Raw genomic sequence first — 12637 nt, forward strand, 5'->3', positions numbered from 1 at the left:
CTGTGCCAGGATCGGACCACTTGGCACCCGTCCGCTCTCGACTCGAGGAGATCCCGATGCCCCGAGGACCCCTTCCCGCCGACCCCGCGATCCGCGCGCTCATCGCTCAGGCCCGCGCCGCGAACCTCACCCGCCGCGGATTCGTCGGCGCCGCCGGCCTCTCCATGGCCGCGTTCCTGGCAGCCTGCTCCGGCCGTGTCGGTGGGGGCACCGACGCCTCCGCGACCGCGGCCGAGGACCTGTCCGCCTCGCAGAAGAACCTGACGTGGGCGAACTGGGCGTTCTACCTCGACGAGGACGACGACGGCAACCACCCGACCCTCGAGGCGTTCAACGAGGCGACCGGACTGAACGTCAAGTACGACGTCGCCGTCGACGACAACAACACCTACTTCGCGAAGGTCCGCGACCAGCTCGCGCTCGGTCAGGACATCGGCGCCGACACCGTCTGCCTCACCGACTGGATGGCGGGCATCTGGATCAACGCCGGCTACGCGCAGGAGCTCGACAAGGCGAACCTGCCCAACGTCACGAAGAACCTCGTGCCGAGCCTGCAGAACCCCGGCTTCGACCCGGGCCGGAAGTTCTCGGTGCCGTGGCAGTCGGGCTTCGCCGGACTCGCCTGGAACAAGGAGAAGCTGCCGAACGGGCTGCAGTCGGTCGAGGACCTGTGGAACCCGGAGCTGAAGGGCCGCGTCGGGGTGCTCAGCGAGATGCGCGACACCATCGGCATCATCATGCTCAGCCAGGGCGTCGACATCTCCAGCGACAGCTGGGGCGACACCGAGTTCCAGAACGCGATCGACCTGTTCGCGAAGCAGGTCTCCGACGGGCAGATCCGCAACATCAAGGGCAACTCCTACGCCGACGACCTCAAGAACGAGGACACCCTCGCCGCGATCGTGTGGTCGGGCGACATCACGGCGATCAACGCCGAGGTGGGCGACAAGTTCGGCTTCGCGCTGCCGGACTCCGGCGGCACCCTGTGGAGCGACAACTTCCTCATCCCGATCGGGTCGAGCCAGAAGACCAACGCCGAGAAGCTGATCGACTACTACTACCAGCCGGAGGTGGCCGCCGAGGTCGCCGCGTGGGTGAACTACATCACGCCCGTCGCCGGCGCGCAGGAGGCCATGGCCGAGATCGACCCCGAGATGGTCGACAACCAGCTCATCTTCCCGAGCGCGGAGACGCTCGCCCAGGCGCACATCTTCCGTGACCTCACCCCCGAGGAGCAGCAGCGCTACAACGGCGAGTTCGAGGCCGTCGGGCTCGGCGCATGAGCGCGGGGCAGGACTTCGGCGCCGCCGGCGCCGACCTCGAACTGCGCGGCATCCGCAAGGAGTTCCCCGGCTTCACCGCGATCGAGGAGCTCGACCTCCTCATCCCGGCCGGGTCGTTCTTCGCCCTGCTCGGGCCGTCCGGATGCGGCAAGACGACCACGCTGCGCCTGGTCGCCGGGCTCGAGCAGCCCACCGCGGGCAACGTGCTCCTCGGCGGCAAGGACGTCACCGGCCTCGCCCCGCACAAGCGGCCGGTCAACACGGTGTTCCAGAGCTACGCCCTCTTCCCGCACATGACGGTGCTCGAGAACGTCGCGTTCGGCCTGAAGCGCCGCCGGGTGGGCGACGCGATCGGCAAGGCGCACGAGGCACTCCGACTGGTCGAGCTCGACCACGTCGCCGACCGCCGGCCCTCGCAGCTCTCCGGCGGCCAGCAGCAGCGTGTGGCGCTCGCCCGCGCGGTCGTGAACCGACCGGCGCTGCTGCTCCTCGACGAGCCGCTCGGCGCCCTCGACCTCAAGCTCCGCCGGCAGATGCAGGTCGAGCTGAAGGCGATCCAGAGCGAGGTCGGACTGACCTTCCTCCACGTCACCCACGACCAGGAGGAGGCCATGACGATGGCCGACACGGTCGCGGTCATGAACAAGGGGCGCATCGAGCAGCTCGGCAGCCCGCAGGAGCTCTACGAGCGCCCCCGCACCGGGTTCGTCGCCACCTTCCTCGGTCAGTCGAACCTCGTGCGCGGCACGGTCGAGTCCGAGGCGAACGGTCTGCTCACCGTGCGGACCGCCGGCGGGGTGGTGGCCGTGCCGAGCGACCGCGCCGTCGTCCGCTCCGGCGACATCACGGTCGGCGTCCGCCCGGAGAAGCTCATGCTCCACGGCACCGAGCCGCGCCGCGACGGCGACCACAACGTGCTCGGCCCCGGGCGGATCACCGACGTGTCGTTCACCGGCGTCAGCACGCAGTACCTCGTGGAGATCCCCGGTGTCGGGACGATCTCCGTCTTCTCGCAGAACCTCGTCTACGGCGCGGTCTTCGCCGAGGGCGACGAGGTGTGGGTGGCCGGCCAGCGCGAGCACACCTTCGGGCTCGAGGCGGACGCGCGCGACGCCGTCGCCGACCCCGAGCTCGCGGCCGACCCCGTCACCGCGGGGGAGGCGGCGTAACCATGGCGCTCACCGCCCTCGCACCCGCAGGTGCGGGCTCCGGCGCCGCCGCGCCGGGGCGTCGCCGCGGCGGGATCATCGCGCTCGCGCTGCTCACCCCGGGGCTGGCGTACCTCGCGCTGTTCTTCCTCGTCCCGTTCGTCTCCCTGCTGATGACCTCGTTCGGGGTGAACGTCCCCGACCAGTACGGCGTGTTCGACTACGGCTTCCGCTGGGAGAACTACGTCGACGTCATCTCCCAGTACTGGCCGCAGGCGCTGCGCTCCTTCTGGTTCGCCCTGCTCGCGACCGTGTTCGCGCTGCTCATCGGCTACCCGATCGCGTACTTCATCGGCGTGCGGATCCGCGAGCGGACGCTGCTGCGCAACCTCCTGCTGGTGCTCGTCATCGCGCCGTTCTTCATCTCGTTCCTGCTGCGCACGCTCGCGTGGAAGCAGATCTTCTCGGATGAGGGCGTCGTCGTCTCGGCGCTGCAGTTCCTCGGGCTCATGGGTCCGCAGGGGCACATCACCGGCACCGCGTTCGCCGTCGTGTTCGGTCTGACCTACAACTACGTGCCGTTCATGACGCTGCCGCTGTTCGCCACGCTCGACCGCCTCGACAAGCGCCTGCTGGAGGCGGGGAGCGACCTGTACGCGAGCCCGCGGCAGACGTTCCTGCGGATCACGCTGCCGCTGTCGCTGCCGGGCATCGTGTCGGGGACGCTGCTGACGTTCATCCCGGCCACCGGCGACTACGTGAACGCCAGCCAGTCGTTCCTCGGCAGCTCGTCGACCGCGATGATCGGCAACGTCATCCAGTCGAAATTCCTCATCACCGTGAACTACCCGCAGGCGGCGGCGCTCAGCATCCTGCTCATGGCCGTGATCGTCGTGATCGTGAGCGTGTACGTGCGCCGCTCGGGGACGGACGAACTCCTGTGAGCATGAAGACAGAGACCTCCACCGCCACCGCGCCGTTCGCGCGGCCGAACCCGGTGCGCACGAAGATCGGCCTCGGCCGCTGGCTGCTGCCCACGTACGTGACCATCGCGTTCGTACTGCTGCTGATCCCGATCGTGTACACGTTCGTGTTCTCGTTCAACGCGGCGAACCGCTCGAACATCTCGTGGAACGGGTTCACGCTCGCGAACTGGATGAACGTGTGCTCGCAGGCCGACGTGTGCGTCGCCTTCGGCAACAGCCTCATCGTCGGGGGCGTGTCCACGGTGCTCGCCACGGTGCTCGGCACGATGATCGCGATCGCGCTGGTGCGGTACCGCTTCCGCGCCCGCTCGGCGATCAGCGTCCTGCTGTTCCTGCCGATGGCGACCCCCGAGGTCGTCATCGGTGCGGGGCTCGCCGCGCAGTTCCTCACCGCCGGCATCAGCAAGGGCCTGGTGACGATCATCATCGCCCACACCATGTTCTGCCTGAGCTTCGTCGTGGTGACGGTGCGTGCTCGCGTGCTCTCGCTCGACCCGGCGCTGGAGGAGGCGGGCCGCGACCTGTACGGCTCCCCGAACCAGGTGTTCTGGCGGGTGACGTTCCCGCTGCTGCTGCCCGGCATCATCGCGGCCGCGCTGCTGTCGTTCAGCCTCAGCTTCGACGACTTCATCATCACGTACTTCACCTCGGGCACGGTCCAGACCTTCCCGGTGTACGTGTACGTGGCGGCCCAGCGCGGCATCCCGCCGCAGGCGAACGTCATCGCCTCCGCGGTGTTCCTGCTGGCGATCGCGGCGGTGCTGATCTTCCAGGTGGTCTCGGCCTCCCGCGCCAAGCGCCGAGCCTGACCCGCCGCATCCGTCCCAGACGGCCATCCCGGACCGCGAGACTGCATCTGCGCGCCGAGACAGCGGGGTAACCCCGCAGTCTCGGCGGCACGATGCAGTCTCGCGGTTCGTGCATGGGGGGATGCGGGGGGCCAGGGGAGGGCGATTGGCAGGGCGGGGGCGGGGATATCCTGATCCGATGAGCCCGCTGCGACCCCTCGACCAGTCGAACAAGCTGAAGAACGTCCTCTACGAGATCCGCGGCGAGGCACTCGTGGAGGCCGACCGGCTCGAGGCCGAGGGCCACACGATCCTGAAGCTCAACACCGGCAACCCGGCGACGTTCGGGTTCGAGGCGCCGTACCAGATCGTCCGCGACATGATCGCGGCGGTGCCCACCGCGCACGGCTACAGCGACAGCAAGGGCATCCTCTCCGCCCGACGCGCGGTCGTGTCGCGCTACGAGCAGGTGCCCGGGTTCCCCGCGTTCAGCCCCGACGACGTGTACCTGGGCAACGGGGTGTCCGAACTCATCACCATGACGATGCAGGCCCTCCTCGACGAGGGCGACGAGGTCCTGATCCCGGCGCCCGACTATCCCCTGTGGACCGCCATGACCAGCCTCGGCGGCGGCACCCCGGTGCACTACGTCTGCGACGAGCAGAACGGGTGGGAACCCGACATCGAGGACATCCGGTCGAAGATCACCGACCGCACCAAGGCGATCGTCGTCATCAACCCGAACAACCCCACCGGTGCCGTCTACCGCCGGGAGGTCCTGCAGCAGATCGTCGACGTCGCCCGCGAGCACTCGCTGCTGCTGCTCTCCGACGAGATCTACGACCGCATCCTGTTCGACGACGCGCAGCACATCCCGCTCGCGACGCTCGCGCCCGACCTGCTGTGCCTCACCTTCAACGGCCTGTCCAAGACCTACCGGGTGGCCGGCTACCGCTCCGGCTGGCTCGTCATCACGGGTCCCAAGTCGCACGCCGCCGGGTTCATCGAGGGCATCACCCTGCTCGCGTCGACCCGCCTGTGCCCGAACGTGCCCGCGCAGCACGCCGTGCAGGCGGCGCTGTCCGGCGTGCAGTCGATCAACGCGCTCATCGCGCCCGCCGGGCGCCTCCGCGAGCAGCGGGACACCGCGTGGGCGGGCCTGGAGGCGATCCCCGGCGTCAGCTGCGTGAAGCCGCAGGGTGCGCTGTACGCGTTCCCGCGGCTCGATCCCGGGGTGCACGAGATCCACGACGACCAGAAGCTCGTGCGCGACCTGCTCCTGTCCGAGCACATCCTGCTCGTACCCGGCACCGGCTTCAACTGGCCCACCCCCGACCACCTGCGGGTCGTGACGCTGCCCGAGGCGAGGGTCATCGGCGAGGCGATCGAGCGGATGGGCAATTTCCTGGCCTCCTACAAGCAGTAGGACGCGTCGGCGCGCCGGACCGGCGTCAAGCGGTTCCGTCGCGCCCGCGTGCGGGCGTAGCATCCGGGCCATGGCCATCGAACTCAACGAACCCGCCCTCCGCCACGCCCGTGCGCTCGTGCGCGAGGGCAAGGTCGTCCGCGACGAGCGCGACGACTGGTCCGAGGCCGCGCCCACCGCCGACGAGGAGAACCACTTCATCGAACGCGAGGGGTGGACCGCGTACTCCCACTGGCATCTCGGCGTCGACCGGCACGAGAACCCGGAGACGAAGCGGGCGTACTCGTTCCCGGTCGGCGACTTCCGCAAGGTGCACCGCTCGGGGGTCATCTCGGCGGAGAGCCGCGCCGGCCAGTACGACCACGACGAGATCGAGGCGGCGCTGAAGTCGCTGCTCGAACTCATCGACCGGGACGCCTGACGTGACCGCCGCCCGCACGGTCGACCTCCTCGTCGTCGGCAGCGGGGTGGCGGGGCTGAGCGCCGCGATCGCGGGGCGGCGCGCCGGACTCGACGTGCTCGTCGTCGAACGCGAACCGACCTGGGGCGGCACGACCGCGCTCTCCGGCGGGGGACTCTGGATGCCGAACAACCCGCTCATGCGCGCGGCGGGCGTCGACGACTCGGTCGAGACGGCGCTGGCGTACCTGGACGCCACGGTCGGCGACGTCGGCCCGTGGACGAGCCGAGCGCGCAAGCGTGCGTTCGTCGAGACGATCCCGGAGTACATGCGCGTCCTCGCCGAGGAGGGGGTGCGGTGGGTCATGGCCACGGACTACCCCGACTACTACCCCGACCTCCCCAGCGGCCGCATCGGCCGCGCCGTGGAGGTGGCGCCGTTCGACATGCGACGGCTGGGCGCCTGGCGCAGGCACGTGCGCGTCAGCGTGCCGGCGCCCGTGATGACCGACGACGTCTGGTTGCTCTCGCGGGCCTGGTCGTCGCCGAGCGGGTTCGCGCGCGGGGTGCGGCTGGTGCTGCGCACCCTCGGCGGGATCGCGCGGGGCCGGATGCTGTACGGCATGGGCGGTGCGCTCGCCGCGTCGCTCCTGTACGCGGTCCGGCAGGGCGGCACACCGGTGTGGCTGCGCTCCCCGATGCGGCGGCTGCGCACCGACGGCGACCGGGTGACCGGTGCCGTGGTCGAGCGCCACGGGATCGAACTCGAGATCGTCGCCCGGCGCGGGGTCATGCTCGCCGCGGGCGGGTTCGCGCAGAACCGGGAGTGGCGGCGCCGGTACCAGGGCGTCGACGGCTGGTCGAGCGCGCCGCTCGGACAGCAGGGCGAGGGGATCGCCGCGGGCGCGGAGGTCGGCGGTGCGCTGGCCATGATGGAGGACGCGTGGTGGGGCGCCACCGCGCAGACGGTCGACGGCGGGCGGCAGCACGGCTTCATCCTCAACGAGCGCTCCGACCCGTGGAGCATCGTCGTCGACCAGTCCGGCCGGCGGTACCTGAACGAGTCGGAGTCGTACGTCGACTTCGGCCACCACATGCTCGAGCGCGACCGCACCGTCCCGGCGATCCCGTCGTGGCTCGTCATGGACCACCGGCACCGGATGCGGTTCCTGAACTCCACCCTGATGATCCCCGGTGCCGCCGCGAAGCTGACCGCGGCGGGCGAACTCGTGCGCGCTGCCACGCTGCCCGACCTCGCGCGGGCGATGGGGGTGGACGAGCAGGTATTCCTCGCGGAGGTCACCCGATTCAACGGGTTCGCACGCCGGGGGAAGGACGACGACTTCGGCCGCGGCGACACCGCGTACGACAGGTACTACAGCTCACCCCTCGCGCGGCCCAACCCGAACCTCGGCGCGATCGAGCGCGGCCCGTTCACCGCGTTGAAGATCTATCCCGGCGACCTCGGCACCAAGGGCGGTCTCGTCACGGACGAGCATGCGCGGGTGCTGCGGGAGGACGGGAGCGTCATCGAGGGCCTGTACGCGGCCGGCAACACCACCGCATCCGTCATGGGGCACACCTACCCGGGGCCGGGGAGCACGATCGGCCCGGCCGGTGTGTTCGGCTACCTCGGGGCGCTGCACGCCGCAGGGCGCTGACCGCCCGAACCGGTCAGAGGAGGGCGAGCGAGGTCGCGCGCCAGCGGTGGTCGAAGCCCTCAAGCCGGATCGCGAGGGCACGGGTACGCGCGGGGCCCGCGACCACGACGACCGCCTCGACGACGCCGTCGGCCGGGGCGGAGTGGTGGACGCTGAGGATCGAGTGCACCGGACGCGCCGCCGGTACCCCGCGGGCGCTGCGCGCGCGGATCGCGAGGTTCACCCGCGTCAGCAGGCCGCGGTAGGCCTCCTCGGTGAGCCAGCGCGCGAGCTGGTCCAGGTCGCGGACGCCGGCCAGGGACTCGAGGACGCCCTGGGTGAGGTTGCGCAGGAGGGGCACCGGATCCGGCAGCTCGGCCGAGGGCGTGGGCTGCGGGGCGAAGAAGTCCGCGGATGCGGTCCGTCGTGTGGGCCGCGCCGCGGTGGCGACGCTTGCCTGCAGGTGTGCCATGGTGCCTCACTCGCTGGGGGGATGGTGAGCACGGTCAGTCCAGCACGCGGCGCCGGTCGTGAACGGAATGTGGAAAACTTCTCATCGAATCCCACCGGGTGCCCTAATCTCGGCGCGTGCGCTGGGAACGCCTCTTCGAGGACCTGCAGGACCAGTTCGCCTCCGAGTGGGAGGCGGAGCGCGCGGCGCTGGACACCGAGGCCGAACGCCTGCGACTCGCGCGCCTGCCGCTGCGTGCACGCCTCGCCGTCCCCGCCGCCGCATCCGCCGCCGTCCGGATCGATCTGCCGAGCGGGGAGGACGTGGCGGGCACGCTCGACGCGGTCGGCGAGGACTGGCTGGGCGTCGGGCTCGACACCGGCGGGGCGGCGCTGATCCGGGCCGAGGCCGTGCTCGGTGTCCGGATGCCCGAGGTCGACCTGCTGCACAGTGCCCGGGAGGTGCCCGCCCCGCCCCGGTCCCTCGCCGAGCGGATGCCGTTCGCCTTCGTGCTCCGGGACCTCGCCCGCCGTCGCGACGCCGTCCGGGTGCACCGGGTGGACGGCTCGGTGCTCGCCGGAACGATCGACCGCGCGGGTGCCGACCACTTCGACCTCGCGGTGCACGAGCCGGGCACGCCGCGCCGTGCCGCGCACGTCACGGGGTTCCGGATGGTGCCGTGCGCCGCCACCGCCTGGGTGCGGGTCGACGAGCGACGGGCACGCTGAGTCAGTCCGGGTTGCGGACGGGCCCGAGCCCCCACAGCTCGGGGAAGCTCGCGGCGTTCGACTGCCGCCACAGCGCGATGCGCCGGGCCTCCTCGGCCTGATCGTCGAGGTAGTGCACGACGCTCTCCTCGTCGATCCGCCACTGCGCGGGCGACCCGAGCCGCGCACCCCGCAGCCGTCCGTCGAGCACGAGCGCGAGCACCTCGTCGACCGAGACGCCGAGGGCCTCCGCGACCTCGGCGGGGGAGACATGGCGCCCCGCGAACGGGTTCGACTCGGGCATGTTCCGATTATCGACGGCGCCCGTCGGTGCCGGGACCGGTCTCCGGGCGCGCTGTGGATAACGCCCGACGCCCAGGCGGCCGCTGGACGACCATGGTCGGCATGACCAGCACGACACCCAGACCGCGCGCCCGTTCGGTGTGGGTCGACCCGCGGTTCCTCATCGGGATCGTGGTGGTCGCGGTCTCGATCGCCGGTGTCTGGTTCGTCGTCGCCTCCGCGCGCCAGACGGCCCCGGTGCTCGTCGCCGCGCGCACGCTCGTCGCGGGGGAGCCGGTGCGAAGCGGTGACGTCCGCGTCACCGAGGTGGCGCTCGGCACCGTCGCCGACGACTATGCCGTGCCCGGCGCGCTCGCCGACGACGCGGTCGCGTTGCGCACGGTGCCGGCGGGCGAGCTGGTGCCGGTCGACGCGGTCGGCACGGCGGAGGCCGTGCGCACCACCGTCGTCGTCGTCCCCTCCGGCACCGCGGTGCCCGCCGCGGTGGCCGCGGGCACGCGCGTCGAGGTCTGGGTCGCACCCGCCGGCACCGACGGCGCCGTCGAACCGCCGCGCATCCTCGTCGCCGACGCGACGGTCGCCCGGCTCGTGGCCGACGAGGCGCTCGTCGCGTCCCGCGGCGCCTCGCTCGAACTCGTCGTGCCGCGTGCCGACGTCCCCGACCTGCTGGCCGCGCTCGCCGCCGACGCGGTGCTGTCGGTGGTGCCCGCGGCCGGGGGCGTGCCATGACGAACGTCGTGGTGATGCTCCCCGGGCCGCAGTCGGCGTCGCTCGTGGCGGCGCTCGTCGCGCGTGGCGTCACGGCGACCGCGGTGCCCGAGCACGAGCCGGTGCCCTCCCTCGACGGCGTCGACCTCCTCGTCGTGCGGGCGGTGCACCGTACGCTGCACGCGGGCGTGGTGGCCGCGGCGGACCGTGCCGGCACGCGCATCGTCCCGGTGGGGGCGGATGCGGGTGCGGTGCGCCTCGCGGCAGGCTTCGGTCTGGGGGAGCCGCTCGCTGCCGGCGGATCGCCGCGCCGGCTCGCAGACCGCATCCTGCGGTGGGAGCCCGCGCGCACGGCCGCGCCGGTGACCGGCCCGACGACCATCACCGTCTGGGGCCCGCACGGCGCGCCGGGACGGACGACGGTGGCCACCGAGCTCGCGGCCGAGCTGGCGCGGGTGCACGGGCGCAGCGTCCTCGTCGACGCCGACACGCACGCGCCCTCGCTCGCGCTCGCGCTCGGGCTGCCGGACGAGGGGCCGGGACTGCCCGCCGCCTGCCGTCAGGTCGGGCTCGGCGGTCTCGACGCCGCCGAACTCGGTCGGATCAGCGTGCCGCTGGGCATGCCCGGCCGCGAGGTCGACGTGCTGACCGGGATCAACCGGCCGGGGCGGTGGCCGGAGCTCTCCCGATCCCGGGTCGGCGGCGCGCTCGCCGCCTGCCGCGCGTGGGCGCCGGTGACGGTGGTCGACGTCGCCGCGTCGCTCGAGCGGGACGAGGAGATCGTGTCGGACCTCGTCGACGGACCGCGCCGGAACGCGGCCACCCTGGCGGCGCTGGAGGCGGCGGACCGGGTGGTGGCGGTGTGCGCCGCGGAGCCGGTCGGGGTGGCTCGGTTCATCCGTGCCTGGTCCGACCTGCGCGCGGCCGTGGGCGGCGCCGAGGTGACGGTCGTGGTGAACCGGCTGCGGCCGGGCGCCGTCGGCTTCGACGCCCGGGGGCAGATCCGCCGTGCGCTCGAGCGCTACGTCGCGGTCGACGAGGTGTGCTTCCTCCCAGACGACGCGCGCGGCACGGATGCGGCACGCCTGGCGGCCCGACCGGCCGCGGAGGTCGCGGCCCGTTCGCCGCTCGTGTCCGCCGTGCGGCGGCTCGCCGAGGTCGTGCTGCCCGCCCCGGCCGAGACGACGTCGCACGCCCGCGCCGCCGACACGCGCGGGCGGATGCGGCGGGTGCGGGCCGCATCCGGAGTCACCCGGACGGTCCCTTAGGCTGAAGGCGTGTCGACGCTCTCCGACCTCGTGTACGCCCAGGGTTTCTCCGATCCGGCCGATGTGGAATGGCTGCACCGGCTCGCCGGTGACGGGCAGCTCCTCGCCGACCTGGCCTTCGCCGACATCGTGATCTGGGTGCCGACCCCGGACGACTCGTTCGTCGCGGTCGCGCACACCCGGCCCAGCGGTGCGGCGACGCTCTTCTACCGCGACATCGTGGGCGACCGGGTGCGACCGCAGTGGCGTGCGCAGGTGCGGGAGGCGTTCCAGAGCGCGCGGATCATCGACTCGGCCTCGCCGGACTGGTTCGAGGAGACCCCGACCCGCGTGCGCGCCGTGCCGATCGTGCGCGAACCCGCACGCGGGGACCGCCCGGCGCGGGTGCTCGGGGTGCTGACCCGTCACACGAACCTGGGCGAGGCGCGCACCCCGTCGCGGCAGCAGATCACCTTCAACGACTGTGCCGACGACGTGTTCGGCATGGTCGCCTCGGGCGAGTTCCCGGACCTGTCCGCGCCCACGGCGCCCCGCCGCGGCGCACCGCGCGCCTCGGACGGCCTCATCCGGCTGGACGTCGACGGGATCACCACGTTCGCCAGCCCGAACGCGCTGTCCGCGTTCAACCGCATGGGCTTCGACGACGAGCTCGAGGGGGAGCCGCTCGTCGAGGTGATCACCCAGATCCTGCCGGAGAAGCGGCAGTTCGACGAGTCGCTGCCCGTGGTCGCCACCGGGCGCGCGCCGTGGCGCACGGACGTGGAGGCCCGCGGGGTCACCGTCTCGCTGCGCGCGATCCCGCTCCGCGACCACGGCACCCGGATCGGTGCGATCGTGCTCTGCCGCGACGTGACCGAGCTCCGTCACCGCGATCAGGAACTCATCACGAAGGACGCCACCATCCGGGAGATCCATCACCGGGTGAAGAACAACCTGCAGACCGTGGCGTCGCTGCTGCGCATCCAGGCGCGACGGACGCACAGCGACGAGGCGCGGGAGGCGCTCACGCACGCGACCCGCCGGGTCGCGGCGATCGCCGTGGTGCACGACACCCTGAGCGAGGGGCTCACGCAGAACGTCGACTTCGACGACGTCTTCTCGCGCGTGCTGAAGCTCGCCGCCGAGGTGGCCGCCGCACCGAACACGCGCGCGAAGACGCGCAAGACCGGCACCTTCGGGACCCTGCCGAGCGAGTACGCGACGCCCCTCGCGCTCGCGCTCACGGAGCTGGTCACCAACGCCGTCGAGCACGGGCTCGCCGGGCAGGAGGGCGAGGTCGAGATCAGCGCCGACCGGACGGCGGAGAACCTGGAGGTCCGCGTCCGCGACACCGGCATCGGGTTGCCGGAGGGTCAGGTCGGACGGGGCCTCGGGACGCAGATCGTGCGCACCCTCATCCAGGGGGAGCTGGGCGGCACGATCGATTGGCACACCGTGATGGGCAGCGGCACCGAGGTGACGATCGACATCCCGCTGCGCTACATCGACCGCGATCTCGCCTGAGCCGGGGAGTCGCCCCGGGCTCAGGCG

At 72.1% G+C, this 12637-nt stretch carries 13 protein-coding genes; 11 read left to right on the forward strand and 2 right to left on the reverse strand.

Annotated elements, in window-relative coordinates:
• The first annotated feature begins 56 nt into the window (after window positions 1–56).
• The 7 genes from ACWAUO_RS09175 to ACWAUO_RS09205 all read left to right on the forward strand — a co-directional run bounded on the left by ACWAUO_RS09175 (window position 57) and on the right by ACWAUO_RS09205 (window position 7691).
• Window positions 57–1283, forward strand: coding sequence for an ABC transporter substrate-binding protein (locus tag ACWAUO_RS09175; protein WP_460774862.1), 1227 nt, complete (start codon window positions 57–59; stop codon window positions 1281–1283).
• On the forward strand, window positions 1280–2452 hold the full coding sequence (locus ACWAUO_RS09180) for an ABC transporter ATP-binding protein (RefSeq protein WP_460774863.1): 1173 nt from the start codon (window positions 1280–1282) through the stop codon (window positions 2450–2452). The genes ACWAUO_RS09175 and ACWAUO_RS09180 overlap by 4 nt, the downstream gene beginning before the upstream one ends.
• Window positions 2453–2454: 2 nt before the next feature.
• Window positions 2455–3375, forward strand: coding sequence for an ABC transporter permease (locus tag ACWAUO_RS09185; protein WP_460774865.1), 921 nt, complete (start codon window positions 2455–2457; stop codon window positions 3373–3375).
• Between the two features lie 2 nt (window positions 3376–3377).
• Window positions 3378–4226: an ABC transporter permease gene (locus tag ACWAUO_RS09190; protein ID WP_460775254.1), complete on the forward strand. Its 849-nt coding sequence runs from the start codon at window positions 3378–3380 to the stop codon at window positions 4224–4226.
• A gap of 178 nt (window positions 4227–4404) precedes the next feature.
• A complete protein-coding gene (locus ACWAUO_RS09195) occupies window positions 4405–5631 on the forward strand; it encodes a pyridoxal phosphate-dependent aminotransferase (protein WP_460774866.1) in 1227 nt (408 codons plus the stop codon).
• A gap of 70 nt (window positions 5632–5701) precedes the next feature.
• Entirely contained in the window at window positions 5702–6052 is a 351-nt protein-coding gene (locus tag ACWAUO_RS09200) for a hypothetical protein (RefSeq protein WP_460774868.1), read from the forward strand.
• Between the two features lies 1 nt (window position 6053).
• Window positions 6054–7691, forward strand: a complete 1638-nt coding sequence (locus ACWAUO_RS09205) for an FAD-dependent oxidoreductase (protein ID WP_460774869.1) — start codon at window positions 6054–6056, stop codon at window positions 7689–7691.
• A gap of 13 nt (window positions 7692–7704) precedes the next feature.
• Here the strand turns inward: ACWAUO_RS09205 and ACWAUO_RS09210 are convergent, their stop codons facing one another.
• Complete coding sequence (locus ACWAUO_RS09210; protein WP_460774870.1) at window positions 7705–8142, reverse strand: Rv3235 family protein; 438 nt, start codon at window positions 8140–8142, stop codon at window positions 7705–7707.
• A gap of 116 nt (window positions 8143–8258) precedes the next feature.
• On the opposite strand from ACWAUO_RS09210, the gene ACWAUO_RS09215 reads away from it, so the two are divergent.
• On the forward strand, window positions 8259–8849 hold the full coding sequence (locus ACWAUO_RS09215; RefSeq protein WP_460774871.1) for a hypothetical protein: 591 nt from the start codon (window positions 8259–8261) through the stop codon (window positions 8847–8849).
• 1 nt (window position 8850) lies between these two features.
• On the opposite strand, the gene ACWAUO_RS09220 is transcribed toward ACWAUO_RS09215, so the two are convergent.
• Window positions 8851–9132 carry a helix-turn-helix domain-containing protein gene (locus ACWAUO_RS09220; RefSeq protein WP_460774873.1) on the reverse strand — a complete coding sequence of 94 codons (282 nt, stop codon included), beginning with the start codon at window positions 9130–9132 and terminating at the stop codon, window positions 8851–8853.
• Window positions 9133–9233: 101 nt separating this feature from the next.
• On the opposite strand from ACWAUO_RS09220, the gene ACWAUO_RS09225 reads away from it, so the two are divergent.
• The 3 genes from ACWAUO_RS09225 to ACWAUO_RS09235 are packed head-to-tail and all read left to right on the forward strand — an operon-like array spanning window position 9234 to window position 12610.
• Window positions 9234–9860, forward strand: a complete 627-nt coding sequence (locus tag ACWAUO_RS09225; protein ID WP_460774874.1) for an SAF domain-containing protein — start codon at window positions 9234–9236, stop codon at window positions 9858–9860.
• Entirely contained in the window at window positions 9857–11107 is a 1251-nt protein-coding gene (locus ACWAUO_RS09230; RefSeq protein ID WP_460774875.1) for an AAA family ATPase, read from the forward strand. Before ACWAUO_RS09225 ends, ACWAUO_RS09230 begins: the two co-directional genes overlap by 4 nt.
• A gap of 9 nt (window positions 11108–11116) precedes the next feature.
• Complete coding sequence (locus ACWAUO_RS09235; protein ID WP_460774877.1) at window positions 11117–12610, forward strand: sensor histidine kinase; 1494 nt, start codon at window positions 11117–11119, stop codon at window positions 12608–12610.
• The last annotated feature ends 27 nt before the right edge of the window (window positions 12611–12637 follow it).

It is taken from the genome of Microbacterium sp. GXF7504 (assembly GCF_054798235.1).

What these genes read in the sequence shown, in the direction of transcription:
- ACWAUO_RS09195 (WP_460774866.1), top strand. Translation starts at nt 4,405, where the DNA reads ATGAGCCCGCTGCGACCCCTCGACCAGTCGAACAAGCTGAAGAACGTC.
- ACWAUO_RS09180 (WP_460774863.1), top strand. Translation starts at nt 1,280, where the DNA reads ATGAGCGCGGGGCAGGACTTCGGCGCCGCCGGCGCCGACCTCGAACTG.
- ACWAUO_RS09230 (WP_460774875.1), top strand. Translation starts at nt 9,857, where the DNA reads ATGACGAACGTCGTGGTGATGCTCCCCGGGCCGCAGTCGGCGTCGCTC.
- ACWAUO_RS09225 (WP_460774874.1), top strand. Translation starts at nt 9,234, where the DNA reads ATGACCAGCACGACACCCAGACCGCGCGCCCGTTCGGTGTGGGTCGAC.
- ACWAUO_RS09185 (WP_460774865.1), top strand. Translation starts at nt 2,455, where the DNA reads ATGGCGCTCACCGCCCTCGCACCCGCAGGTGCGGGCTCCGGCGCCGCC.
- ACWAUO_RS09210 (WP_460774870.1), bottom strand. Translation starts at nt 8,142, where the DNA reads ATGGCACACCTGCAGGCAAGCGTCGCCACCGCGGCGCGGCCCACACGA.
- ACWAUO_RS09175 (WP_460774862.1), top strand. Translation starts at nt 57, where the DNA reads ATGCCCCGAGGACCCCTTCCCGCCGACCCCGCGATCCGCGCGCTCATC.
- ACWAUO_RS09200 (WP_460774868.1), top strand. Translation starts at nt 5,702, where the DNA reads ATGGCCATCGAACTCAACGAACCCGCCCTCCGCCACGCCCGTGCGCTC.
- ACWAUO_RS09190 (WP_460775254.1), top strand. Translation starts at nt 3,378, where the DNA reads ATGAAGACAGAGACCTCCACCGCCACCGCGCCGTTCGCGCGGCCGAAC.
- ACWAUO_RS09220 (WP_460774873.1), bottom strand. Translation starts at nt 9,132, where the DNA reads ATGCCCGAGTCGAACCCGTTCGCGGGGCGCCATGTCTCCCCCGCCGAG.